The organism is Bacillus sp. FSL R10-2201, from assembly GCF_038008665.1.
Taxonomy (GTDB): domain Bacteria; phylum Bacillota; class Bacilli; order Bacillales; family Bacillaceae_G; genus Bacillus_A; species Bacillus_A mycoides.
Genome location: NZ_JBBOZP010000001.1, coordinates 5063909 through 5090737, shown reverse-complemented (window position 1 = coordinate 5090737; position 26829 = coordinate 5063909). Strand labels below are relative to the sequence as shown.

At 37.4% G+C, this 26829-nt stretch carries 23 protein-coding genes; 18 read left to right on the top strand and 5 right to left on the bottom strand.

Annotated elements, in window-relative coordinates; translation table 11 throughout:
* Positions 1 to 12 precede the first annotated feature (12 nt).
* From NSQ69_RS26460 to NSQ69_RS26445, 4 genes are read left to right on the top strand one after another with little or no spacing between them, the layout of a single operon-like run.
* Positions 13 to 915 (top strand): ABC transporter ATP-binding protein, encoded by a 903-nt coding sequence (locus NSQ69_RS26460; RefSeq protein WP_002034877.1) that lies wholly within the window; start codon positions 13 to 15, stop codon positions 913 to 915.
* Positions 912 to 1646 carry an ABC transporter permease gene (locus tag NSQ69_RS26455; RefSeq protein ID WP_002184514.1) on the top strand — a complete coding sequence of 245 codons (735 nt, stop codon included), beginning with the start codon at positions 912 to 914 and terminating at the stop codon, positions 1644 to 1646. The genes NSQ69_RS26460 and NSQ69_RS26455 overlap by 4 nt, the downstream gene beginning before the upstream one ends.
* On the top strand, positions 1647 to 2777 hold the full coding sequence (locus NSQ69_RS26450) for a sensor histidine kinase (RefSeq protein ID WP_002130087.1): 1131 nt from the start codon (positions 1647 to 1649) through the stop codon (positions 2775 to 2777).
* Positions 2774 to 3376: a response regulator transcription factor gene (locus tag NSQ69_RS26445; protein WP_002130086.1), complete on the top strand. Its 603-nt coding sequence runs from the start codon at positions 2774 to 2776 to the stop codon at positions 3374 to 3376. Before NSQ69_RS26450 ends, NSQ69_RS26445 begins: the two co-directional genes overlap by 4 nt.
* Positions 3377 to 3415: 39 nt before the next feature.
* Here the strand turns inward: NSQ69_RS26445 and NSQ69_RS26440 are convergent, their stop codons facing one another.
* Positions 3416 to 5176, bottom strand: coding sequence for a M4 family metallopeptidase (locus tag NSQ69_RS26440; protein WP_012262054.1), 1761 nt, complete (start codon positions 5174 to 5176; stop codon positions 3416 to 3418).
* Between the two features lie 171 nt (positions 5177 to 5347).
* Between NSQ69_RS26440 and NSQ69_RS26435 the strand changes: the two genes are divergently transcribed.
* Together NSQ69_RS26435 and papR are read left to right on the top strand one after the other, a co-directional pair.
* Positions 5348 to 6211 carry a helix-turn-helix domain-containing protein gene (locus NSQ69_RS26435; protein ID WP_002130082.1) on the top strand — a complete coding sequence of 288 codons (864 nt, stop codon included), beginning with the start codon at positions 5348 to 5350 and terminating at the stop codon, positions 6209 to 6211.
* A gap of 147 nt (positions 6212 to 6358) precedes the next feature.
* Complete coding sequence (gene papR / locus NSQ69_RS26430) at positions 6359 to 6505, top strand: quorum-sensing peptide PapR (protein WP_000734740.1); 147 nt, start codon at positions 6359 to 6361, stop codon at positions 6503 to 6505.
* A gap of 17 nt (positions 6506 to 6522) precedes the next feature.
* On the opposite strand, the gene NSQ69_RS26425 is transcribed toward papR, so the two are convergent.
* The 3 genes from NSQ69_RS26425 to cls form a co-directional block, all read right to left on the bottom strand.
* A complete protein-coding gene (locus NSQ69_RS26425) occupies positions 6523 to 9201 on the bottom strand; it encodes a DUF4084 domain-containing protein (protein WP_016121121.1) in 2679 nt (892 codons plus the stop codon).
* A gap of 126 nt (positions 9202 to 9327) precedes the next feature.
* Positions 9328 to 10281, bottom strand: a complete 954-nt coding sequence (gene uvsE, locus NSQ69_RS26420) for a UV DNA damage repair endonuclease UvsE (RefSeq protein ID WP_002130079.1) — start codon at positions 10279 to 10281, stop codon at positions 9328 to 9330.
* A 33-nt stretch (positions 10282 to 10314) separates the two neighbouring features.
* Positions 10315 to 11508: a cardiolipin synthase gene (gene cls / locus NSQ69_RS26415; RefSeq protein WP_002089773.1), complete on the bottom strand. Its 1194-nt coding sequence runs from the start codon at positions 11506 to 11508 to the stop codon at positions 10315 to 10317.
* A gap of 391 nt (positions 11509 to 11899) precedes the next feature.
* Here cls and NSQ69_RS26410 point away from each other — a divergent pair, with 391 nt between their 5' ends.
* The 8 genes from NSQ69_RS26410 (at position 11900) to pyrG (ending at position 21825) form a co-directional block, all read left to right on the top strand.
* On the top strand, positions 11900 to 14011 hold the full coding sequence (locus tag NSQ69_RS26410) for a heterodisulfide reductase-related iron-sulfur binding cluster (RefSeq protein WP_002130078.1): 2112 nt from the start codon (positions 11900 to 11902) through the stop codon (positions 14009 to 14011).
* Between the two features lie 9 nt (positions 14012 to 14020).
* The gene (locus tag NSQ69_RS26405) at positions 14021 to 15304 is read left to right on the top strand and encodes an acetyl-CoA C-acetyltransferase (RefSeq protein ID WP_078203580.1); all 1284 of its coding nucleotides are present in this window, start codon (positions 14021 to 14023) and stop codon (positions 15302 to 15304) included.
* A gap of 49 nt (positions 15305 to 15353) precedes the next feature.
* Positions 15354 to 16205, top strand: coding sequence for a 3-hydroxybutyryl-CoA dehydrogenase (locus NSQ69_RS26400; RefSeq protein WP_002016322.1), 852 nt, complete (start codon positions 15354 to 15356; stop codon positions 16203 to 16205).
* Between the two features lie 72 nt (positions 16206 to 16277).
* Entirely contained in the window at positions 16278 to 17408 is a 1131-nt protein-coding gene (locus NSQ69_RS26395) for an acyl-CoA dehydrogenase (RefSeq protein ID WP_341099839.1), read from the top strand.
* A gap of 22 nt (positions 17409 to 17430) precedes the next feature.
* A complete protein-coding gene (gene acdA, locus NSQ69_RS26390; RefSeq protein ID WP_002016320.1) occupies positions 17431 to 18570 on the top strand; it encodes an acyl-CoA dehydrogenase AcdA in 1140 nt (379 codons plus the stop codon).
* 64 nt (positions 18571 to 18634) lie between these two features.
* Positions 18635 to 19264 (top strand): TetR/AcrR family transcriptional regulator, encoded by a 630-nt coding sequence (locus NSQ69_RS26385; protein WP_002034889.1) that lies wholly within the window; start codon positions 18635 to 18637, stop codon positions 19262 to 19264.
* 165 nt (positions 19265 to 19429) lie between these two features.
* Positions 19430 to 19960, top strand: coding sequence for a DNA-directed RNA polymerase subunit delta (gene rpoE, locus NSQ69_RS26380; protein ID WP_002016316.1), 531 nt, complete (start codon positions 19430 to 19432; stop codon positions 19958 to 19960).
* 257 nt (positions 19961 to 20217) lie between these two features.
* Complete coding sequence (gene pyrG / locus NSQ69_RS26375) at positions 20218 to 21825, top strand: CTP synthase (RefSeq protein ID WP_002016314.1); 1608 nt, start codon at positions 20218 to 20220, stop codon at positions 21823 to 21825.
* Positions 21826 to 21857: 32 nt separating this feature from the next.
* Here pyrG and NSQ69_RS26370 read toward each other — a convergent pair whose 3' ends face one another.
* Positions 21858 to 22382, bottom strand: coding sequence for a DUF2529 domain-containing protein (locus tag NSQ69_RS26370; protein ID WP_002034892.1), 525 nt, complete (start codon positions 22380 to 22382; stop codon positions 21858 to 21860).
* Between the two features lie 202 nt (positions 22383 to 22584).
* Between NSQ69_RS26370 and spo0F the strand changes: the two genes are divergently transcribed.
* The 4 genes from spo0F (at position 22585) to glpX (ending at position 26808) form a co-directional block, all read left to right on the top strand.
* Positions 22585 to 22953, top strand: a complete 369-nt coding sequence (gene spo0F, locus NSQ69_RS26365; RefSeq protein WP_000398592.1) for a sporulation initiation phosphotransferase Spo0F — start codon at positions 22585 to 22587, stop codon at positions 22951 to 22953.
* A 211-nt stretch (positions 22954 to 23164) separates the two neighbouring features.
* The gene (locus tag NSQ69_RS26360; RefSeq protein WP_002016312.1) at positions 23165 to 24022 is read left to right on the top strand and encodes a class II fructose-bisphosphate aldolase; all 858 of its coding nucleotides are present in this window, start codon (positions 23165 to 23167) and stop codon (positions 24020 to 24022) included.
* 347 nt (positions 24023 to 24369) lie between these two features.
* Positions 24370 to 25659 carry a UDP-N-acetylglucosamine 1-carboxyvinyltransferase gene (gene murA, locus NSQ69_RS26355; protein WP_002034893.1) on the top strand — a complete coding sequence of 430 codons (1290 nt, stop codon included), beginning with the start codon at positions 24370 to 24372 and terminating at the stop codon, positions 25657 to 25659.
* Between the two features lie 183 nt (positions 25660 to 25842).
* Entirely contained in the window at positions 25843 to 26808 is a 966-nt protein-coding gene (gene glpX, locus NSQ69_RS26350) for a class II fructose-bisphosphatase (protein ID WP_341099838.1), read from the top strand.
* Positions 26809 to 26829: the final 21 nt, after the last annotated feature.

The window sequence follows — 26829 nt, the reverse complement described above, 5'->3', positions numbered from 1 at the left end:
GGGGGTGGAGAGATGGAAAAGATTATTGAAGTAAATGGTGTTTCTAAAACATTTAAACATAAAAAAGCAGTAAATAACGTTTCATTTCATGTAAATAAAGGGCAAATAGTAGCATTACTCGGCCCAAATGGTGCGGGGAAAACAACGACAATTTCAATGATGCTCGGATTAAAAGATCCGACAGAAGGGAATGTTTCGATATTTGGAAAGAGCCCGAAACATAGAGATGTTCGTAATAGCCTCGGTGCGATGTTGCAAGAAGTAAGCGTTATTGACAGCATCACAGTAGAAGAGGCAATTGAGTTATTCCGTAGTTATTATACGAATCCAGTAGCGAAAGAAACATTACTTCAGCTATCGAATTTAGAATCAGAGCGAAAGCAAAGATGTGAAAAGTTATCAGGTGGTCAAAAGAGAAGGTTGAATTTTGCACTCGCACTTGCGGGAAATCCAGATTTATTATTTTTAGATGAACCAACTGTAGGGATGGACATTACGTCTCGAAAAGTGTTTTGGGAAACGATTCGAAAGTTAGCAAGTGAAGGGAAAACGATTATTTTAACGACGCACTATTTAGAAGAAGCAGATGCGTTAGCGGACCGTATTTTATTATTCGCAAATGGAAAAATTATCGCAGATGGTACGCCGGATGAAATGAAAGCGACGATTTCTCGAAAAACGATCTCGTTTTATTCAAAAGAAAGTATCCCTACGGGCCTGCTAAAGGAATTGCCGAATGTAACAGGAGTACAGTCAAATGAGGGGCGGATTATTTTAACAACGGAGGATACCGATGCCACGTTACAAGCAATTTATCAAAAGAACTTACCTGTAACAGATATTTCAGTTGAACGTGGAAGTCTCGATGAAGCATTTGAACAGTTTGTCGCAAATCAGAAGGGGGAAATCGCATGAGAGCACTATGGATGCAATGTAAAATAGAGGTTTTACGTACGTTCCGCAATAAATTATTCATCTTTTTCTCATTATTAATGCCAGTTATGTTTTACTACATCTTTACAAATGTTGTTCAAGTCCCGCAAAACGGAGATGCATGGAAAGCACATTATTTAATTTCAATGGCGACTTTCAGTATTGTAGGGACTGCCCTTTTTAGTTTCGGTGTGAGACTTTCTCAGGAAAAAGGGCAAGGATGGACACATTTGTTAAAAATTACACCGCTTCCAGAGGGAGCATATTTAGCAGCTAAAATTATTGCTCAAACAGTAGTGAATGCTTTTTCAATCTTAGTTATTTTTATGGCAGGAATATTAATTAATAATGTTGAGTTAACGATAGGCCAATGGATTGGTGCAGGATTATGGCTATTACTAGGCGTGACACCATTTTTAGCCCTTGGAACAGTAATAGGTTCAATTAAGAAGGCGGATGCAGCAGCTGGTTTAGCCAATATTTTAAATATGAGTCTAGCTGTAATTGGCGGGTTATGGATGCCAATTGAAGTGTTCCCGAAAATATTAAGATCTATCGGTGAATGGACACCAACATACCACTTTGGAAGCGGTGCATGGGACATTGTAGCTGGGAAATCAGTTGGTTGGGAAAATATCGCGGTACTAGGAGGTTATTTCCTTATATTTGTTGTAGTATCAATATATATAAGAAAAAGACAGGAAGCGGTATAAATGATAGAGAAGAAGAGGTTTGAAGTTTTTCCGAAACAGATGGGTTTCTTCCCATATATGTGGCTCGTGTATTTATTATTTCCAATCTATAATTTAACGCAAGTATCAGGATGGAAGCTTGTAATAGGGATCGGTATGTTGATAGTCTTCACCGTCACATACCGTCAACTTTATTTTGTTAACAAAACGTTCATTTTGTGGGCGTGTATTCAAATGGTGCTCACATTCTCATTTGCTTTATTTTATAATCCCTTCATGATATTGTTCGGATATTTTACGGCGAGTGCGATGGGATTTGCGCCAAGTAAGAAGGCATTTCGTGTGTTGTTATGTTTATTAGTTGTAATGCTTGGAGCTTTTATATTTGTAAATGTTAATCAACTAACAATCCCGAGTTTAGTGAATATCGTTCCGATGTTTATTTTAATGCTTCTTACGCCATTTGGAATGCGTAATTTTAATCAAAAAAAGATGTTAAAGAATCAATTAAATGAAGCGAACGAGCAAATTAAAGACTTAGTAAAACGTGAAGAGCGCCAGCGAATTGCAAGAGATCTTCATGACACGTTAGGACACACATTATCTCTTATTACTTTGAAAAGTCAGCTCGTGGAGAAGTTAATTGTGAAAAATCCAGATCGTGCAAGTATGGAAGCGAAGGAAATTACACAAACATCTCGTACCGCTTTAAAACAGTTGCGAGAGTTAATTTCTGATATGCGTATGATTACAGTGGAAGAAGAACTTGAGCAAATAAAAGCGATTTTGCAAGCTGCCAATATTGAATTAGAAGTAAAACAGGAGGCTAATTCTAGCTCGTTATCACCAATTGAACAAAATATTTTAGGTATGTGTTTACGTGAAGCTGTTACGAATGTCGTGAAACATAGTAAGGCAAAGGCATGTACAGTTTCTATATTAGAATCACAAGGTGAATTGATTTTAAAAGTAGAAGATAATGGCGTCGGTTTAGAGGAGCGAAATCATGATGGAAACGGCATTCGTGGTATGAAGGAACGAATTGCCTTAATTGACGGTCTAGTGGAACTAGATACGGTTAATCCAGGGACACTGTTAACAGTGAAAGTTCCAATTGTAATTAGAACAGGAAAAGATGAGGTGAGGGCATGATTCGAATTATTATTGCAGAAGATCAACGAATGCTTCGTGGTGCATTAGGAGCCCTGCTTGATCTAGAAGATGATATTGAAGTGGTTGGGCAAGCGGCGAATGGTGAAGAGGCGTTAAAATTAATTGAATCGCTAAAGCCCGATATAAGTATTATGGATATTGAAATGCCAATCCAAAGTGGTTTAGATGTTGCTGAAATTTTAAAGAAAGAAAAATCATCTTGTAAAGTAATGATTTTAACAACATTTGCGCGTCCTGGTTATTTTGAAAGGGCAATGAAAGCTGGTGTGCACGGATATTTATTAAAAGATAGTCCAAGTGAGGATTTAGCTTCGGCAATTCGTAACGTAATGAAAGGGAAACGAGAGATTTCTCAAGAGTTAATGTTTGGCTTATGGCAAGAGCAAAATCCATTATCGGATCGCGAAAAAGAAGTGCTGTTACTTGCGAAAGAAGGAAAGACTGCAAATGAAATTGCGAAGGCACTTTATCTTTCACCTGGCACAGTTCGTAATTACATTTCTGAAGTATTAACGAAGCTCGATGCAAAAAATAGAATTGAGGCAATTACAATTGCGGAAGAAAAGGGATGGATGTGAAAAAGAAGTTTACCTATAATCGGTAAACTTCTTTTTTGCTTATTTTCCTTGTTGTACTTCTACTACTTTACTAATTTTTGCTAGAGCCTTATATCCATGTGCTTGGAAAGCCTTTTCGAATTCTGTTGCTGTCATATTACCATATAAGTCTTTTGCAGCTTGTACAATGTGAGATTGAAGTGATTCAAAATCTTCTGCTGAAGTTGCGTAGTTTTGCAATGCACGCATAACAACTTTACTTACTTTTTCATTTCCTTGTCTTTGAACAGATATACCGTTATACGTTTTACCTTCAGCTAATTGATATAATACATGGCTGATAATTCCAGAATTCACGTGAGATTCTTGATCATTTCCATCATTATAGAAATCTTTTAAGTTTGTGTATAGTTTGTTGCCGCCGTCACCAATTTCCCCTGGGATGTCACGAATTGTTAGACCACCTAACGTATCACCCATAATCCAATTTCCTTTATCTTTCTTTACGTAATATTCTATTTGTGTACCCCAAAAATCTGCTAGACCTTCATTTAGCGCAGATGTTTCAGCACTTGGATATCGCACAATTTTATTTTTCGTCGTACCACTAAATACAGCATGTCCAAATTCATGAGCTGTTACGTCAAGAGCAGAGGTTAATTTTCCATTTAGCCCGTCACCAAAGACCATTTGATTCCAACCTGGATGCCAAAATGCATTTACATAGTTTTCTTTTACACCATCACTAACTTCAGTAGAATCAAATCCGTGGACGCTAGCAACAACTTTTGAGTCTTTATTATCGTAACTTTTCAGATTATGTTCTTTCTTAAAATAGTCGTAAATATCACTCATATTTTTCATAACACCAGCTGCTTCTTTATCTAAGAAGTTAGAGTTATCGCTTGAAATAAGTGTCCCTGGATAACCAGCTTGGCTATCGCCACCAAGGGAATCAGCGTAGTTTGCGTTGTAAATATAAATACCATTTCCGCGGGATAAATCAGCTAAATAAAATTTTCCATCAGAGCCTTTCGCAATATTAAATAATACATTTTCTTGTAGCGCATTTTTCCCAGTTCCTTGTTCTTTCGCTGGTGATAGTTTAGGTGCTGTTACTTGATTAATAGTTTTATTCTCTTTATTTTTAATAAACTTTTCTTGGAAAAGTACTTCACCAGTTTGTAAGTCCATGATTGCATTTCCGTTTATAACTTGTTCATTGTTTTCATAAGTAAATGTAAGGACCGTTGCGTATGTATAGTAGCCATCTTTTTTCTTATAAACTACCGTTTCGCTAGAAAATTCTGTTTCTGTCGCATCACTTGGAATTTGAAGTATATTGCGTAATTTAGATTTTACTTCATTTTTCGACAAAAAATTTGTTATAGTAAGATTAAGTTGTTGGTCTAAATTTTGGGCAACTTTACCACTAACAGTTGTAATTACTCCATTTTTATCTACTTTTACAATGAGATCTTGACCATATACTTTATAATTTTTGTATGTTTGTGCAAGGCGTAATTCGGTTTGATTTTCTTTTGTTTCTTTATTTGTAGGTTGAAAATCGACATTCTTTTCAGTAGTAACTTGCTCTTGTTGAGCTTTAGCCCCATTTACCTCACCTTTTAAATACTTTTTAGCAATATTCTCTTTTGTATCGTTTTGAGGTTGTGTTAATTTTCCGATTGTTAAACCAGGCTGAGCAATTTCAACTTTCACTTCATTTTTATCTAATTCTTGAGCGTGAATAGCTTCTGTTGATAAAGGACAAAGAAGACCGAATGTAACGAAAGCACTAGCAAGTTTTCTATAATTCATCTATAACACTCCTAATCTTGTATTGTGTATGTGAGATGAATTGTATGAGGAATTTGCCGAATTTTATATATATTATGCATTATTTCATATCAAAAATTGTCGAATTCACATTATTGTAGTGGTATGACAACTTAAAAAAATTAGATTGTTATAATGGGATGGTGAGTAAGTATGCACGCAGAAAAATTAGGAAGTGAAATAAAGAAAATTAGGGTAATGAGAGGATTAACACAGAAACAACTCTCCGATAATGTATGTCATCAATCGGAAGTGAGCCGAATTGAATCGGGCGCGGTATACCCAAGTATGGATATACTGCAAGGTATAGCAGCAAAATTACAAGTTCCCATTATTCATTTTTATGAGGTACTCATTTATTCCGATATTGAGAGGAAAAAGCTATTTAAAGATAGAATTCAAATGTTGAGTAAGAAGAAACAATATGCTGAAATTTATAGCATTGTTTCAAATGAATTAAAAAAAGAAAAGTTTCATCCAGAATTTAATCAGTTTCTTCTTTGGTACTATTACTTATCTGCATATGTTTTACAGAAAATTAATTTTGAATATTGCATTTTAGAGTTAAAAAAAATTGTACATCAATCATACGGAGGGATAGATGTATTTCAAAATTTATATATTGAAAATTCTATTGCAAGTATTTGTGCAGAAAATAATCAATTAGATAGGGCAATAACTTCATTTCGAGCTATTTTAGAACGGTTAGAATCGCTACATAATAATGAGGCATTCACAGTTAAGGTTCGATACAATTATGCAAAAGCTTTATATTTGAGTGATCAGTTTGAAGAGGCATTGTATCAAGTAAATGAAGCGATTGAAGCTTCTCGGTATATGGGAAGTATGGAATTAATCGGTCAATTGTATTATCAAAAGGGCGAGTGTCTTGAGAAATTAGAGTATTCATCAGATGATATTAAAGAAGTGTATAAAAAAGCGTCTTTCTTCTTTGATTTATTAGATTTACATTCTTACAAAGAGACGTTATTAAAAAAAAAGAAGTATTTAAATTAAAATGATTTGGAATATGTATAGTGGTATATTTCGTAAGTTACATCCACAAAAAGTAATTAAATATCCAAAAAATGGGTATGCATAATTGCATAAGTTGTGGATAAATTTTCATGATATATTAAAAGAAAACGATGTGGGTGATGGAATATGAAAAAACTACTTATTGGTAGTCTATTAACGTTAGCAATGGCATGGGGTATTTCATTAACAGATACAGCTTTAGAGAAAAGCCAAGTAATTTCTCATAATGATCAAGAGGTACAATTAGCTTCAGATTTACCATTTGAACATTAAAAAAACAACCGTCTTACTTAGACGGTTGTTTTTTTGTGGAGTAACCTCCAAACGTCTTTACTAGAAACAGGTTTGCTAAAGAGGAATCCTTGAATGTGGTCACAGTTTTGCTCGTGTAAAAACTTCCATTGTTCTTCTGTTTCTACACCTTCCGCAATAACCTCTAAATTTAATTCTTTTGATAGCGTAATAATGGAAGCGATAATGGCTTCTTCTAAAGGGCTATTTGTAATTCCACAAATAAATTCTCGAGCAATTTTTAATGTATTGATTGGATATTTCGTTAAATAAGCTAAAGAACTATAACCAGTTCCAAAATCATCAATTGAAATTTGAATACCGAGATTTTGAAGTTCTTCTAGTTTAGCAATTACAGAATGATTTTGATTAATCGCGATACTTTCCGTAATCTCAATATCTAGTGCTTCCGGTTTTAGTTCGGTTTCTTCCAAGACTTTTGAAATAGTTGGGATTAAATCTGAACGGTTAAATTGAACAACAGATAAATTCACACCAACCTTTAAGTGAGAAAACCCTTGGTTATGCCACTTCTTTGCTTCTAAGCAGGCTGTACGTAAAATCCAATTACCAAGTTCAATAATAAATCCTGTCTCCTCTGCTAGAGGGATGAATTGGGCAGGTGATACAATTCCGAGTTTTGGGTGTTTCCAACGAATTAACGCCTCGAAACCGATAATTTGTTTTGTTTTTGTGTTTACTTGTGGCTGGTATTCAAGGAAAAATTCATTTTGTTGTAGTGCTTTTGAAAGCTCACCTTCTAGGAAGTGTATTTCATTTTGCGCAATACTCATTTCTTTTGAGAAGAAAACGAATCTGTTTTTTCCATTTGCTTTTGCTCGATACATAGCCATATCTGCATTTTTCATTAATTCGGTTACATCGGTTCCATAGTCAGGGTACATTGCAATTCCGATACTCGGTGTAACAGAAAGTTCTTCATCTTTAATAAAGTAAGGCTTATTTAAGATAGTTAAAATTTGTTCAGCTATAAAAGAAGCACTTTTTTCAGAGTACATATCTGGTAATAGAATCGTAAATTCATCTCCGCCTTGGCGGGCAACGATATCTTTTGAACGTAAACATCCACGTAATCTTTTTGCTACTTCAATTAATAATAAATCCCCGACATCATGGCCGAGTCGATCGTTAATTTTTTTAAATCGATCTAGGTCGAGGAACATAACCGCAACGTCATTAGTGTTGTTTTGAGCTAGATTTAAAATCGTTTTTAAATCTTTTTCGAATTTCCGTCGATTCGGTAGTCCTGTAAGTGCATCATGGAAAGCCATATGCTCTACTTGCTTTTGTTTTTCATATAAAGTTGTAATATCACGTGCTATACCAAACATCCCAACAACTTCTTTATTTATAAAAATAGGGATGAATGTAATGTGAAGGTGATAATAATAGCCTTCTTTTTCTTTTGTACGAATTTCTAGAGTTTGTGGTCTACCTTCTTTTGTAATTTGTAAAGATTTCTTCAATAATTCATGATCTTGTGGATCAATGAAGTGTTGAAGAGAATAGCTTGTTACTTCACAATAATAGGCTGTAAATAAACTTTCACAAGCCTTATTAGATTGTTGAAAAATCCCGTTCATATTTAAAGAAAAAACAGCATCAGGATGATCTTCGAATAAAGATTTATAACGTTGTTCACTTTTTGATAGTGCAGATGCGCCTTCTTCAACTTTACCTTCTAGTTGTGTAGTCAACTGTTCGTACGTATCGATTAATACTTGATTATCTTTCCACATGTAAAGTTGTCGTAGGAATAATAAGATAAGTGATAATACGAGACCGATTAACATGAACTTATCATCCCAAGGTTGAATGACAATAAAGGAAAAAGTAATGATTATACTAAAATAAGGTAATATAAAGCGTACATAATCGAATCGATAATATTTAGTCTTAGTTTCATGTTGCATTGGTTTATCTAAAATGTATAGTATGGACGATAAACCGATTAATAAAATTGAAGCAGTATGTATTAAATAAGAGACTTCAGAAGAAGTTTCCATTCCTGATCTTAACTGGAACAGGTGTATATATCCGTAAACAAGTATGATAGTGAAGCCGACAATTAATGAGATTCTACTAGAAGAATACTGTTCTCTTCTATATAAGCTAATAACGGCGTAAATTACTAATGATTGTGCAATGAAATATCCAATTAAAACCCATGTATCTGTTGTTAACATACGAAAGCTTGAAATGTCTAAAATAAAGGTTAAGGTAAAGTAAATATTCATAATGACAATAAAGATGCTATCGAATGAAAATTGAGCAAGGCCTCTAATAGAGTAATGTTTTATAAACTTTATAGCAAAGCCAGAAAAGAGCAAAATATATTGTATGATGAAGAAAGGCAATGCCTTATATGAGAATATGACTTGATCATATATAGAAAGTGAATGAAGAAATAAAGTTATCTCCATAGCTAATCCACATATACAAGTGCATAGTACTAGAACCCAAAATAGTTTGTCACCGTGCTTCATCTTCTTAATTGCTTTATATAAGCAATAGCAAGAAAAGAGTGCAGCAAAACAAAATAAGAAGAGAATTCCAATTTCTTTTATATTCAAGTCCTTAGGGATAAGGAATATCCAAAGAGAAAATATAATAATATACATCATGACAAATTGTACATATTTTTTTTGATTGATCATATAATGGCTCCGTTTCAATAAAGTTGAATCACAGGGGGAAAATGCTAATTTAAATAATAGCATATAAAACAGGAGCTTTTTTACTATAAGAAATACTTTTTGAAAAAAATAGCGCAACGTTACAATTTACCATTGTATTGTTGCGCCTTTTATTCTTTTCACTCCCCTTATAGAAGAGATTTCATCTATTAACTGAAGAAGTGCTAAATCCTTTTGTTTACTTTCAATCATAATATCGAAATCATGGTCAATTTTTTTTGTAATGTGTAAAAAGGGTTTAATAAACTCTAAATCAATATAATTTGCGTGAGCCCTAAATTCTTTTACGGATTTAGGAGAAGAAATATGAACTTTAGGAAGGACATTTGTATGTGACCAAGTTTTAAATATCATAGGAAGTAATTCTTCTAGCGGTTCATTACAAAGGTTCGCTATGTGGTGATGATAATCGAACACGAAAGGGATTTGCTCTTTTTGACAAATAGCCAAAGTTTCAGAAGTTGTATATGTTTTATCGTCATTTTCAAGAGTCATTTGTCTTTTTACATGGTATGGAAGTTTTTGTATGTTTTCATGAAAACGTTCGATTGCCTTTTCCTTATTTCCATACGCGCCACCTACATGGATATTAATGTAGGAAGAATCTGCAATTCCCATAGCATTTAACACGTTATAATGATAGGTCATATCTGTAATTGCATTAGTTGTAATATGTGGTTTGTCGCTTGTAAATAGTGTGAATTGGTTTGGGTGAAAACTTACGCGTAAATTGTGTTCTTGAATTAATGCTCCTATTTTACGCCATAGTGGAGCAAATATTTGAATGTAATCAAATTCAACTTCAGGATGTGTTGCAAGCGGGACGATAGAAGATGATAAACGATATAATGGAATTTCGTGTGCAATATTGTAATGAAGGATGCGTATTGTGTGTTCTAGATTTTGCAGTGTAACATTATATAATTTATCTTCACGCTCTTGTTTTTTTAGCTTTTTCCAGCTTGTAAATGTCATTGTTTTGGCAGGCGAACAGTCCCATAATGCCGTAGCATGTGAGACATATCCAAATCGAATTATCATATGTAATGCACCTCCTTGGCCCTTGAAATTTCTCTATAAAAAGAACGCGAGTATCGTTCCTATCCATTCCTTTCCTCTATCGATAATGGAGAGGGGATTGACATCTTCAAAGGAAAGTAATAAGGAGCGTTCCAAATCTTCCTCGAATTTACGTTTTACTTCTTGTATGAAATGTTTATCGTATAAAAGGCAATTGATTTCATGGTTAATATATATACTTCTCATATCGAAATTAGCAGTTCCGATATCACAAGTATGATCGTCTACTATAATAATTTTTGCGTGGAAAAATCCTTGCTGAAAAGCGTAAATATTACAACCAGCTTGTATTAACTTTCGGCAATATGGGAATTTTGCTTCTCGAACGAGGGCGTGATCAGCTTTTTGTGGAACGAGAATAGTTATTTGAACCCCACGTTTTCGCGCTTTTAATAATGCATTCATAATTTTTTTTCCAGGAATAAAATATGGTGTACCGATAAAGAGTTCTTTTTTCGCGCTTTCGATTAAATGTAAAAATGTATTTTGTAAATAGGCACCATCAGTAGGGATGAAACGATGTAGAATGGTCCCTGGTTGTTGCATAGGAAAATAAAGAGATGAATCTAATAAATTTTGGTCTGTATCGTCGAGCCAATCATGTAAAAATTGTTTTTGTAAATCTTGTATCCCTTCTCCTGTAAGACGTAAATGATAATCTCGCCATAACCCTAACCTTTGATTATGCCCTAAATATTCTTCGCCAATGTTAAATCCACCAATATAACCAATTTTCCCGTCAATAACTGTAATTTTTCTATGGTTTCTTTGATTTGCAGAAAAGAAAGGAAAAGGAAATTTCACTTTATGACAAAATGAAAAAGAGACACCATGCTTTTGTAGCGAGTAAATCGCTTCTTTTGATAAATAATGACTTCCAAACCGGTCGAGTAAAAGTCTTACTTCAATTCCTTCTTGTGCTTTATCGATAAGTAACTTTAAAAACGTACGACTTATATCATCGTTTTTTACAATAAAAAATAAAACGTGCACATGGTGTTTAGCTTGTTTTATATCAGTAAAGAGAGCATCGTATAGATCATTTCCGTATGTATAAAGGCGAAAATCACTTTGACGTAAAGGGAAAGAACGAGAACGTACACGCTTTAAATGAACAATTCTCCCATATGAAAGGTCGATTGTAATCCAGAGAGCGCTGCCTAATAACAAGAGAGATAAGAAAAACATAAGTAAATTCCCTCCTTCACGGTCTTTTCACCATCAATTTTTTACAAATCAAAATTTCACTGTATCCCGCTATTTGCGGGCAATAAGACTCCCACCTCGAAATTGGGTTAAAGCAAAGAAGTTGGTTTGGATTCGGACCGCCCGTAAAATCCAGATTGGTGAGGGCTAATAATCAGTAGGGAATAAACAGCTCCCTACTGATTAAAGTTTCACTTTATAGTTTCACCGAAATAAACAGCTTTATTAAAAAATGTGTTGTTGTATAACAAAAAACTGTTGACTGAATGCTCACTCATTATATAATGGGAATAGGGGATATAATTCAGAAAATTATATATTTTCGAAGATTCTAAAAAAGAAAGAGAGCTTACAAAGAGAGGGGTAGCATAAAATGAATAGCTTACTAATCATTAATTGGCTGGCTGCCATTGCTGTTATTGCTTATGCGGGGTATTTGTTTGTATATCTTATACGAACAAGGATGGCCTACATACAATTAGGAAAAAAGATTGAATTTGACCGTCGTTTTAAAGAGCGTTGGGATCTTCTTAAGGTCAATGTTTTCGGTCAGAAAAAGCTGCTGAAAGATAAAAAGAGCGGCATCATTCACGTTATGTTCTTTTACGGATTTATTCTTGTCCAATTTGGAGCAATTGACTTCGTTTGGAAAGGACTTGCACCAGGATCGCATCTTCCACTTGGACCACTATACCCTGCATTTACATTCTTCCAGGAAATTGTCACACTCGTTATTTTAATTGCAGTCTTTTGGGCTTTTCATAGACGCTATATTGAAAAGCTTGTTCGTTTGAAACGTAATTTTAAATCAGGCCTTGTTCTTATCTTTATTGGTGGCTTAATGATTTCTGTGCTACTTGGTAATGGGATGGGAATTATATGGCACGGCGAGGAGCTTTCATGGAGTGAACCTATCGCTTCTGCAATCGCTTACGTTTTCTCGGGATTAAATGAAACCGTAGCCATTTCAGTGTTCTATTTCTCTTGGTGGGTGCATTTACTAATTTTGTTAACGTTTTTAGTTTATGTTCCACAATCAAAACATGCGCATTTAATTGCTGGACCAGTTAACGTGTTTTTTGGTCGTCTTTCAAATCCGGGAAAACTTGAAAAAATTGATTTTGAAGATGAAACACAAGAAACATTCGGTGTTGGTAAAATTGAAGACTTTAGACAAAATCAACTTATCGACTTATATTCCTGCGTCGAATGTGGTCGTTGTACAAATATGTGTCCGGCAACAGGAACAGGGAAAATGTTATCACCGATGGATTTAATTTTAAAACTTCGTGATCATTTAACTGATAAAGGCGCAGCGGTAACATCAAAAGCACCGTGGGTTCCAGTTGTTGCTTTTAATAATACACAAGGAAATCAGTTAGCGATGATGGCAGCTGGAAAAGGACAACAAGAATCAGCGGCTACAGCGCTAGCGTACGACCCAAGTTTAATCGGAGACGTTATTACAGAAGAAGAGATTTGGGCATGTACAACGTGCCGTAACTGTGAGGACCAGTGCCCAGTTATGAATGAGCATGTTGACAAAATTATTGATTTACGCCGCTATCTCGTTTTAACAGAAGGAAAAATGGACGCGGAAGCGCAGCGTGCAATGACAAACATTGAGCGTCAAGGTAATCCGTGGGGACTGAACCGTAAAGAGCGTGAAACATGGCGCCAAGGTGACGATGAAGTAACAGTTCCAACTGTAAAGGAGAAATCAAAAGCTGGCGAAGAGTTTGAATACTTATTCTGGGTTGGATCAATGGGTTCGTATGACAATCGCAGTCAGAAGATTGCGATATCATTTGCGAAGCTAATGAACGAAGCAGGCATTTCATTCGCAATTCTTGGTAATAAGGAAAAGAACTCTGGTGATACACCGCGCCGCCTTGGAAATGAATTTGTATTCCAGGAAATGGCGACTAAAAATATTGAAGAATTTGAAAAAGCAGGAGTGAAGAAAATCGTTACGATTGACCCTCATGCTTATAACACTTTTAAAAATGAGTACCCGGACTTTGGCTTACAAGCAGAAGTCTATCATCATACAGAATTACTAGCCCAGTGGGTGAAGGAAGGTCGTTTAAAACCTGTCCATTCTATTGAAGAGACAGTTACGTACCATGATTCCTGTTACTTAGGAAGATACAACGAAGTATACGAAGCGCCGCGCGATATTCTAAAAGCAATTCCAGGTGTAAACCTTGTAGAAATGGCGCGTAACCGTGAAACGGGAATGTGCTGTGGTGCGGGTGGCGGCCTAATGTGGATGGAAGAAACGACAGGTTCTCGTATTAACGTTGCTCGTACAGAACAAGCGCTAGCTGTACAGCCGTCAATTATCGGTACAGGATGCCCGTATTGCTTAACGATGATTAGTGATGGCACGAAAGCGAAAGAAGTTGAAGAAACAGTTCAAACTTTGGACGTAACAGAGATTTTAGAACGCTCAGTTATCGGACAGAAGAAAGAAGCAATGTAGTTTGTAGGAATGCATTCAAATTTAGAAAGAGGTGCAATAATTGCACCTCTTCTAGGCGCAAGGATACCGAGCGAGCGCTCGGTGCTAAAAAAAGAAATGGGGGAAAGAAACATGAGTAAAACAGTTATTTTAAGTGCTGCAAGAACACCGGTTGGAAAATTTGGAGGAACTTTAAAAGACGTGAAAGCAACAGAGCTTGGAGGAATCGCAATTAAGGCAGCGCTTGAAAGGGCGAATGTTTCCGCTAGTGATGTTGAAGAAGTTATATTTGGAACGGTTATCCAAGGAGGGCAAGGACAAATTCCATCACGCCAAGCAGCAAGAGCGGCCGGCATTCCTTGGGAAGTGCAGACAGAAACAATAAATAAAGTTTGTGCATCAGGGCTTCGCGCAGTTACGTTAGCAGATCAAATTATTCGTACTGGTGATCAATCACTGATTGTAGCTGGGGGAATGGAATCGATGAGTAACAGCCCTTACATTTTACGAGGGGCAAGATGGGGATACAGAATGGGTAACAACGAAGTTATCGATTTAAACGTTGCAGACGGTTTAACATGCGCATTTTCAGGTATACACATGGGTGTTTATGGCGGAGAAGTTGCGAAGGAAGATGGAATCTCTCGCGAAGCACAAGATGAATGGGCATATCGTAGCCATCAACGTGCGGTTTCGGCACATAAAGAAGGGCGTTTTGAAGAGGAGATTGTACCAGTAACAATTCAGCAAAGAAAAGGCGATCCTATCGTCGTGGCTAAGGATGAGGCACCACGCGCGGATACAACGATTGAAAAATTAGCGAAATTAAAGCCTGTATTTGATAAGACGTCAGCGGTGACAGCAGGTAATGCTCCGGGACTAAATGATGGCGGTGCTGCACTTGTATTAATGAGCGAGGACAGAGCGAAGCAAGAAGGAAGAAAACCATTAGCGACAATTTTGGCGCATACGGCGATTGCGGTAGAATCGAAGGATTTCCCAAGAACGCCAGGTTATGCAATTAATGAATTGCTGAAAAAGACAGGTAAGACAATTGAAGACATAGATCTATTTGAAATCAATGAGGCATTTGCGGCTGTAGCAATTGCAAGTACAGAAATCGCAGGGATCGATCCGGAAAAATTGAATGTAAATGGCGGTGCTGTAGCAATGGGGCATCCAATTGGAGCGAGCGGAGCACGTATTATCGTTACACTTATCCATGCACTGAAGCAGCGCGGCGGCGGAATTGGAATTGCTTCTATTTGTAGCGGTGGCGGTCAAGGTGATGCAGTGATGATTGAAGTTCACTAATTAAGATTAGAAGATATATAGTTTATTAACAATTAAGGGGGAAGAAAAAATGAGTGTACAAAAGATTGTTGTAATTGGTGCAGGGCAAATGGGTTCAGGTATCGCACAAGTGTGTGCAATGGCAGGCTATGATGTGAAAGTGCAAGATTTAAAGCAAGAGCAATTAGATAGAGGGCTAGCTGTTATTTCAAAAAATTTAGCCCGCCAAGTAGAAAAAGGCCGTATGAAGGAAGAAGAGAAAGATGCGACTTTAAATCGTCTTACATGGACGCTCGATTTAAATAGTGTCAAAGAAGCTGATCTTATTATTGAAGCAGCTGTTGAAAAAATGGATATTAAAAAGAAAATTTTTGCGAATTTAGATGAAATCGCTCCAGAACACGCAATTTTAGCGACGAATACGTCATCGTTACCAATTACGGAAATTGCAGCGGTAACGAAACGTCCTGAGAAAGTAATCGGCATGCACTTTATGAATCCAGTTCCAGTTATGAAACTCGTTGAAATTATTCGTGGTTTAGCTACAGATGATGCAGTGTACGAAACGATTGAGGATATTACGAAAAAAATCGGGAAAGTGCCAGTTGAAGTAAATGATTTCCCAGGGTTTGTATCGAACCGTATTTTATTACCGATGATTAACGAAGCGATTTATACGTTATACGAAGGAGTAGCGACGAAAGAAGCGATTGATGAAGTAATGAAACTCGGTATGAATCATCCGATGGGACCTCTTACGTTAGCTGACTTTATCGGTTTAGATACTTGTTTATACATTATGGAAGTGTTGCATGAAGGATTAGGAGATAGTAAATATCGCCCATGTCCATTATTACGTAAGTATGTGAATGCAGGATGGTTAGGACGTAAAACGGGTCGTGGTTTCTACGTTTACGAATAAAGGCCTCCCTTTATTGAAGTAGTGGTCTTACCAGATTGTTAAAAAGATATATAGCAAACGGAGGCGAAGTACATGAATTTTCACTTTACTGAAGAGCAACAAATGATGAGGAAAATGGTTCGAGATTTTGCACAGAAGGAAATAGCTCCCTTTGTTCCTAGTATGGAACAAGGGGTGTTCCCGAAAGAGATTTTGCAAAAGATGGGTGAGCTTGGACTAATGGGTATTCCAGCGCCTGCAAAATATGGCGGGGCAGAAATGGATTTTATTTCTTACATTCTAGCAATTGAGGAAATTTCAAAGGTAAGTGCAACGGTTGGTGTAATTTTAGCTGTACATACGTCAGTTGGAATGAATCCGATTTTATACTTCGGAACAGAAGAACAGAAGCAGAAATATGTTTCTAAATTGGCGACGGGTGAATATTTAGGCGCATTTGCTCTAACAGAACCGAATGCAGGATCAGATGCAGGTAGTTTGAAATCAAGAGCTGTAAAGAAAGACGATTACTACATCATTAATGGATCGAAAGTCTTTATTACAAATGGTGGTGAAGCAAGTACATATATCGTCTTCGCGTCTACAAATCCAGATGCGGGGAAAAGCGGGATTTCAGCATTTATAGTAGAGAAAGATACACCAGGCTTAATCATTGGAAAAGATGAGCATAAGATGGGTCTTCTTGGTTCTCGTACAGTGCAACTTACGTTTGAAGATATGAAAGTGCCGGCCGAGAATTTACTTGGTGAAGAAGGACAAGGATTTAAGGTGGCAATGGCGAATTTAGATGTTGGGCGAATTGGGATCGGAGCGCAGGCATTAGGAATCGCGGAAGCGGCGCTTGCATGTGCGATTGATTATGCGAAAGAGCGCGAGCAATTCGGCAAGCCAATTGCGGCGCAGCAAGGAATCGGATTCAAACTTGCAGATATGGCGACTAGCGTAGAAGCAGCGCGATTACTTGTATACAGAGCGGCATCGCTAAGAGCACAAGGGTTACCATGCGGTAAAGAAGCTTCTATTGCGAAATTATTTGCTTCTAAGACGGCCGTTGAAGTTGCGATTGAAGCGGTGCAAGTATTTGGCGGTTACGGTTATACGAAAGATTATCCAGTAGAAAGATTTTTCCGTGATGCGAAGATCACGCAAATATATGAAGGAACGAGCGAAATACAAAAGCTTGTAATTAGTCGAGCTTTATAAAAAGGCAGAGGGGGAGACGGGAATGCATTTTAAATTATCAGAAGAACATGAAATGATAAGAAAAATGGTTCGGGATTTTGCAAGGAATGAAGTAGCACCGACAGCAGCAGAGCGTGATGAGGAAGAGCGATTTGATCGCGCTTTATTCGATCAAATGGCAGAGCTTGGTTTAACCGGTATTCCGTGGCCTGAAGAATACGGCGGAATTGGAAGCGATTACTTGGCGTATGTAATTGCCGTTGAAGAATTATCCCGCGTTTGTGCTTCTACAGGTGTAACGTTGTCTGCACATACTTCACTTGCTGGATGGCCAATTTTTAAATTTGGAACGGAAGAGCAAAAACAAAAGTTTTTGCGCCCAATGGCTGAAGGGAAGAAAATTGGTGCATATGGCTTAACAGAACCAAGCTCTGGATCAGATGCTGGTGGAATGAGGACGACTGCAAAACGAGATGGAGACCATTACATTTTAAATGGTTCGAAAATTTTTATTACAAATGGCGGTATTGCTGATATTTATGTTGTTTTTGCATTAACAGATCCTGATTCGAAGCAGCGCGGCACGAGTGCATTTATTGTGGAGAGTGATACGCTAGGATTTTCGGTTGGGAAGAAGGAAAGCAAGCTAGGAATTCGTTCTTCGCCAACAACTGAAATTATATTTGAAGACTGCCGTATTCCTGTAGAGAATTTACTAGGGGAAGAGGGCCAAGGATTTAAAGTTGCGATGCAGACATTAGATGGTGGCCGTAATGGTATTGCGGCACAAGCAGTCGGTATTGCACAATCCGCTTTAGATGCTTCTGTAGAATATGCAAGAGAACGTCATCAGTTTGGGAAGCCAATTGCGGCGCAACAAGGAATTGGCTTTAAACTTGCGGATATGGCAACGGATGTAGAGGCAGCGCGTCTTTTAACATATCAAGCGGCTTGGCTTGAATCTGAAGGGCTTCCGTATGGGAAAGAGTCAGCGATGTCAAAAGTATTTGCAGGTGATACAGCGATGAAGGTAACGACTGAAGCGGTACAAGTATTTGGTGGTTATGGTTATACGAAAGATTATCCAGTAGAGCGTTATATGCGCGATGCAAAGATTACACAAATATATGAGGGAACACAAGAGATTCAAAGGCTTGTAATTTCTCGTATGTTAACGAAGTAGGAACAAAAGCGTAGGTATTTTCCTACGCTTTTTACTTCCAAAAATAATAGAGAGAGGTGAAGGGATGGTTAAACATAATGTACATGCGTCAGTGAAAGATGAAAAATTAGTTGCGTTAAGACGTGAACAAATGATTAAAGGTGCGGTGCAGCTGTTTAAGCAAAAAGGATTCCCACGTACAACAACGAGAGAAATTGCGAAAGCGGCTGGATTTAGTATCGGAACACTTTATGAGTATATTCGCACAAAAGATGATGTATTATATTTAGTTTGTGATAGTATTTATGAACATGTAAAAGAGCGGTTAGAGGAAGTAGTGTGTACAGAGAAGGGAAGTATAGAAAGCTTAAAGATAGCGATAATGAATTATTTTAAAGTGATGGATGAATTGCAAGAAGAAGTATTAATTATGTATCAAGAGGTACGTTTTTTACCGAAAGAATCACTCCCATATGTATTAGAAAAAGAGTTTCAAATGGTCGGGATGTTTGAGGATATTTTAGAGCAGTGTACGGAAAATGGGACATTTACACTAAATAAAAAGGAAATACAGCTTCTTGCACATAATATTTTCATACAAGGACAAATGTGGGGATTTAGACGTTGGGCCCTGCAAAAACTGTATACTCTCGAAGAATATACAGAAATGCAAATTAGGTATGTACTGCAAGGAGCACATATGTCTCCGAAATAAAGAATGGACAAATTATAATTTTATTGCCCGTAAATAGCGGGATAAAAGTTTCCCGTTTTTTTTGTAGCATATTTGTGCGACTTTTGTTTATAATGAATAGTATGGATTTTTTTAAGCAGACCGTTATATATAAGCTTATATTTGAAGAAAGGAAGTGCCGCATAAGTGGGTTTTAAGCAATATTCACCAGAAGAGCTAAAAGAATGTTCAATGATTGAAGTTGTACATAGTGTTTTAGGGAATAAAAGACAAGCAACGACATTCAACGAGTTGGTTCAAGAAATCGCTCAAGTGCTGGGACTATCTCAAGGGCAAGTTAATACGAAACTCGCACAATTTTATACAGATTTAAACATCGATGGACGTTTCATTAATTTAGGAGAAAATCGTTGGGGGCTACGTAGCTGGTACCCATATGAGCAAATTGATGAAGAAATTCTGCCTCAGCCAAAACCGAAGAAGAAACGCAAAGTTGAAGAAGACGGTTTTGACGACTACATTGAAGAAGATGATGTAGAAGAAGAAGAAGCAGAAGAAGTAGAAGAAGATGTAGTAGATTTGGACAAAGTTCTTGAAGACGAAGACGCAGACGATGAAGATGATGATCTTGATGATTTAGAAGAAGATAATGAAGACTTCGCAGAAGAAGAACTTGAGTATGATGAAACTGAAGAAGAAGAAGAGGAAGAGCGGTAGTTCTTGACTTTTCATTATCGTCCATGTAGAATCATTTTTGGGCTCTTTAAAAAAAGACGATAATACTTTTAAAGTGTAAATATAAAAGAAAATTGCTCCCTACTTATTACTTTATGTGATGAGGGGAGCAATTTTCTTTTTTGTTTTTTGTTTAGAAAATAAAAAGAGCCTAACAATAAGATAGATACAGTGTTATCTACATACGTTGCGCTTTGCAACGGTGATTATATAACAACGAAGTAGAAGGGAGTATTTTCATGACTAAGTATATTTTTGTAACAGGCGGTGTAGTATCGTCTTTAGGTAAAGGTATTACAGCAGCATCTCTTGGAAGACTTTTAAAGAATCGTGGTTTAAACGTAACTATTCAAAAGTTTGATCCATACATTAACGTAGACCCAGGGACTATGAGCCCCTACCAACACGGTGAGGTATTCGTAACAGATGATGGTGCAGAAACGGACTTAGACCTAGGTCACTATGAGCGTTTTATCGACATCAACTTAAACAAATACAGCAACGTAACAACAGGTAAAATTTACTCTTCAGTTCTTCAAAAAGAGCGTCGTGGTGAATATTTAGGAGGAACAGTTCAAGTTATTCCTCACATTACTAACGAAATTAAAGAACGTGTATATCGTTCTGGTCGCGAAACAAATGCCGACGTTGTTATTACAGAAATCGGTGGAACTGTTGGTGATATCGAGTCTTTACCATTCTTAGAAGCAATTCGTCAAATTAAGAGCGACATCGGTCGTGACAATGTAATGTACATTCACTGTACGTTAATCCCGTACTTAAAAGCAGCGGGTGAAATGAAAACAAAACCAACGCAACATAGCGTTAAAGAGCTTCGCAGCTTAGGTATTCAACCAAATATTATCGTTGTTCGTACAGAGCTACCTGTTTCTCAGGACATGAAAGACAAGCTTGCATTATTCTGTGACATCGATACAAAAGCAGTTATCGAAGCACGCGATGCAGATACTTTATATGCGGTTCCATTATCTCTTCAAGAACAAAACATGGACCAAATCGTTTGTGATCACTTGAAGTTAGACAATCCAGCTGCAGATATGACAGATTGGACTGCGCTAGTTAATAAAGTACGTAACCTTTCTAAGAAAACAAAAATCGCTCTTGTTGGTAAATACGTAGAGCTTCAAGATGCATACATTTCTGTTGTAGAAGCGCTTCGTCATGCAGGTTATTCATTCGACACAGATGTAGAAGTGAAATGGGTAAATGCTGAGCACGTAACAGCAGAGAACGTAAAAGAATTAGTTGGCGACACAGATGGTATCCTTGTACCAGGTGGCTTCGGCGATCGTGGTGTAGAAGGTAAAATCGTTGCAATTCAATATGCTCGTGAAAACAAAGTTCCATTCTTAGGAATTTGCCTAGGTATGCAACTTGCATCAATCGAATTTGCACGTAACGTATTAGGATTAGAAGGAGCTAACTCTTCTGAAATTAATCCTGACACACCTTATGCAATTATCGATTTATTACCAGAACAAAAAGATGTAGAAGATTTAGGTGGTACACTTCGTCTTGGTCTATACCCATGTAAGCTTGCTGAAGAAACAAATGCTTACAATGCTTACAATGAGCCGGTTGTATATGAGCGTCATCGTCATCGTTATGAGTTCAACAATCAATTCCGTCCAGATATGGAAAAAGCAGGATTTGTATTCTCTGGTACAAGCCCAGACGGTCGTCTAGTGGAAATTATTGAATTACAAGATCACCCTTGGTTCGTGGCAGCACAGTTCCATCCAGAACTTGTATCTCGTCCAAACCGTCCACAACCATTGTTCCATGACTTCGTAAGTGCTTCTATTACGAATAAAGAGAGCAAGTAATAAAAAAAAGCGCCTGAAATAGGGCGCTTTTTTTAATATTCGTTTAACATTTCATCAATTGTAAATTTCAATCCGTGATAAGCAAATAAAGCTATAATTAAACTTGGGAACCCATAGCGGTTACCTTCATCATCTGGAATAAGACCTTTTAACAGCTTTGTATCAATATGTACATCTGTATATTGTTCCAGTGATTCAACACCTTCTTGAATAGCCGAGATTCCAACGATAGATTGGCCTTCTTCATGAAGTTTTTTCGCGGTTTTTATAATTTCTTCATCTGTCGAAAAACGACTAATAAGAAGTACGCGGTCCGCAGAAGTCACTGCCGCCGGTTCACCGTTTTCTATTAAACGTTTTGCTTGTTTCATTGGTTCGGCGCCAAATAATGCTTCTGAAACAATACCTTCCATTTCGTTTGTACCATGCAAGTAAATGAAGCCATCGCCAACTAACGCCTGGGCAAGTAGACGAGCGCTATCTTCTATATTCATTTCCTCTTTTTGAGAAATTTTGGAGAAATATCCACTTAATTGAGTCGAGAAAATTTTTAACATGTTGTTGCTCCTTTCTTTCGTGTTAGCTGGTTCTCATTATAGCTTATTTTTTTTGGAAAGGGGAAATAGTAGGGTGGCATAACAAAATAGGAAACGGTAAAATAAGAAAGAATAGGAAGGGATTTGGCAAAGAGTAGCGAAAATAAACCGATAAGATATAAGAAGCTTTAAATCTTGTACTTACACAGAAAGGTTGGGAGTTATGGAAGGGAAAATTTTAATCGTTGATGATCAATATGGCATTCGTGTTTTATTGCATGAAGTGTTCCAAAAAGAAGGTTATCAGACGTTCCAAGCAGCGAATGGATTTCAAGCTTTAGATATCGTGAAAAAAGATAATCCGGATTTAGTAGTGTTAGATATGAAAATCCCAGGTATGGATGGTATAGAGATTTTAAAACATGTAAAAGAAATTGATGAGAGTATTAAAGTGATTTTAATGACTGCTTATGGAGAATTGGATATGATTCAAGAAGCGAAAGATTTAGGAGCTTTAATGCACTTTGCTAAACCGTTTGATATTGATGAGATTCGTCAAGCAGTGAGAGATCAGCTTGCTGTAGAGGCGTAAAAAATGAATTTTTTATAAAAAATATGGAAAAAAGCGTTTACATGGACTATTGAGCAGGTGAATACAGTTGAGTTTTTGAGTACAAGTTGTTATCCTATTGAGTGTAGAAAGAAGTCCGGTATGTAAATATACATATTTTACCTTATTCTGGTCATACTACCAGCGATAAGAATTTATCGGATACAAAAAACGTTTTTTAGGAGGATTCACCATGCCTTTAGTTTCTATGAAAGAAATGCTAAACACAGCACTAGAAGGAAAATACGCAGTTGGTCAATTCAACATGAACAACTTAGAGTGGACTCAAGCTATCTTAGCTGCTGCGGAAGAAGAAAAATCTCCTGTAATCTTAGGTGTATCTGAGGGTGCAGCTCGTCATATGACTGGTTTCAAAACAGTTGTAGCTATGGTTAAAGCTTTAATCGAAGAAATGAACATTTCTGTTCCTGTAGCGATTCACCTTGACCATGGTTCAAGCTTCGAAAAATGTAAAGAAGCAATTGATGCAGGTTTCACATCTGTAATGATCGACGCTTCTCACCACCCATTCGATGAAAACGTTGAAACTACTAAAAAAGTGGTAGAATACGCACACGCTCGTAACGTATCTGTTGAAGCTGAGCTTGGAACAGTTGGCGGACAAGAAGACGACATCATCGCTGAAGGCGTAATTTACGCTGATCCAGCAGAGTGTAAGCACCTTGTTGAAGCAACAGGTATCGATTGCCTAGCTCCAGCTCTAGGTTCTGTACACGGTCCTTACAAAGGTGAGCCTAACTTAGGATTCGCTGAAATGGAACAAGTTCGTGACTTCACTGGCGTACCTTTAGTATTACACGGTGGTACTGGTATCCCAACTGCTGATATCGTAAAAGCTATTTCTCTAGGTACTTCAAAAATTAACGTAAACACTGAGAACCAAATTGAGTTTACAAAAGCTGTTCGTGAAGCATTAAACAAAGACCAAGAAGTTTACGATCCTCGTAAATATATTGGACCTGGCCGCGACGCTATCAAAGCAACTGTTGCTGGTAAAATGCGTGAGTTCGGTTCTAACGGTAAAGCGTAAGAATAAAATTCCGTTTTGGAAACCGTCTAGTCTTTTAGACGGTTTCCTTTCGTTGTATAATGAAAGCGCGAACAAGTCTAAAGATTTTATAAAGTGAATTTTTGGTTTGCAAATATAGAAAATAATGTGCATAGTCCTATTAATAAATGTGGTAAGTATCTGAATTGAGTAATTTGATTCGATGAATAGTTAATCTTCATCTATTTGTACAGCAGGGGAGCTACAGGTGATGGTTTTCTACTTATTGAGTTTCAGGATGGAAAGAGTGATTGAGATTCTTAAGGGGGAATCTTCTACTTCTTATAAAGAAGTAGAAGATAAATACATTCACAAGAAGGGAGCTCAATATGGAAAAGTTGCTAATTGAAGGCGGAAGAGCTTTAAATGGAACGATTCGTGTGAGTGGTGCAAAGAACAGTGCTGTTGCACTAATTCCAGCGACAATTTTAGCAGATACTCCAGTAACTATTGGCGGTGTTCCTAATATTTCGGACGTGAAAATGTTAGGAGACTTACTAGAGGAAATTGGAGGGAAAGTAACTTATGGGCAGGAAGAAGAGATGGTAGTCGATCCTTCTAACATGGTTGCGATGCCTTTACCAAATGGAAAAGTGAAAAAATTGCGCGCCTCTTATTATTTAATGGGTGCAATGCTTGGCCGTTTTAAAAAAGCTGTTATTGGGCTTCCAGGTGGATGTCATTTAGGGCCACGACCGATTGATCAGCATATTAAAGGGTTTGAAGCGTTAGGGGCATATGTTACAAATGAACAAGGTGCCATTTATTTAAGAGCAGACGAACTACGTGGGGCACGTATTTATTTAGATGTTGTTAGTGTAGGAGCTACGATTAATATTATGCTAGCGGCTGTACGAGCGAAAGGTAGAACTGTTATTGAAAATGCAGCGAAAGAACCAGAGATTATTGATGTAGCTACATTGTTAACGAGTATGGGAGCACGTATTAAAGGTGCTGGTACAGATGTAATCCGAATTGATGGTGTGGATTCACTGCACGGTTGTCACCACACTATTATTCCAGACCGTATTGAAGCTGGTACGTATATGATTTTAGGGGCTGCGTCAGGAGGAGAAGTAACAGTTGATAATGTTATTCCTCAGCATTTAGAATCCGTTACTGCGAAGCTAAGAGAAGCTGGTGTTCAAATTGAAACGAACGATGACCAAATTACAGTGAACGGCAATAGAAGGTTAAAAGTAGTTGATGTAAAAACGCTTGTATATCCAGGGTTTCCAACGGATTTACAACAGCCGTTTACAACGCTTTTAACAAAAGCGCATGGAACAGGAGTTGTAACTGATACAATTTACAGCGCACGTTTCAAGCATATTGATGAATTGCGCCGTATGAACGCGCAAATTAAAGTAGAAGGCCGTTCAGCAATTGTGACTGGACCGGTTTTATTGCAAGGTGCGAAGGTGAAAGCGAGTGACCTACGAGCTGGTGCGTCCCTTGTTATTGCGGGTTTAATGGCAGATGGCATTACAGAAGTAACGGGACTTGATCATATTGATCGAGGTTACGAAAATATAGTAGACAAGCTTAAAGGGCTTGGTGCAAACATTTGGCGAGAACAAATGACAAAGCAAGAAATTGAAGAAATGAAGAATGCATAAAGTGAAACTTTAATCAGTATGGGGTATCCCACGCCGATTATTAACCCTCACCAATCGGGATAAGGTGGTGATACTTCCGTTAATGGGGAGCGAAGAATCACTACTAACGGAAGTATACTTTATAGAAAAACAAGGTTCACAAAATACGGCAGAAATATAAAGACTTAAAGGAGAGGGATTATCGTGGAAAGAAGTTTATCTATGGAGTTAGTACGTGTAACAGAGGCTGCAGCATTATCATCAGCGCGTTGGATGGGGCGCGGAAAAAAAGATGAGGCAGATGGTGCAGCAACATCAGCTATGCGTGATGTATTTGATACAATTCCGATGAAAGGTACAGTTGTAATTGGCGAAGGTGAAATGGATGAAGCGCCAATGCTATATATCGGAGAAAAATTGGGTACAGGATATGGACCACGCGTAGACGTTGCAGTTGATCCTTTAGAAGGGACAAATATCGTAGCGGCTGGCGGCTGGAATGCGCTTGCTGTTATTGCAATTGCAGATCACGGCAATTTGTTACATGCTCCTGACATGTACATGGATAAAATAGCGGTTGGTCCAGAAGCAGTTGGTGCAGTTGATATTGACGCACCTATTATCGACAACTTACGTGCAGTTGCGAAAGCGAAAAATAAAGATATCGAAGATGTTGTAGCGACAGTTTTAAACCGTCCACGTCATCAAGCAATTATCGAAGAAATTCGTAAAGCTGGTGCTCGTATTAAATTAATTAACGATGGAGATGTAGCTGGAGCAATCAATACAGCATTTGACCGTACTGGTGTAGATATTCTATTCGGTTCTGGTGGAGCACCTGAAGGTGTATTAGCTGCGGTCGCATTAAAATGCTTAGGTGGAGAAATTCACGGGAAGCTCTTACCTCAAAACGAAGCTGAACTAGCTCGTTGTAAAAGAATGGGTATTGAAGATATCAATCGTATCCTTCGTATGGAAGACTTAGTAAAAGGTGACGATGCAATCTTTGCAGCAACAGGTGTAACAGACGGAGAACTATTACGAGGCGTTCAATTTAAAGGTAGCGTCGGAACAACACACTCCCTTGTTATGCGTGCAAAATCAGGCACAGTACGCTTCGTAGACGGCCGCCATAGCTTAAATAAAAAACCGAATTTGGTTATTAAATAAAAAGCGTAAGCGGCTCGTTTA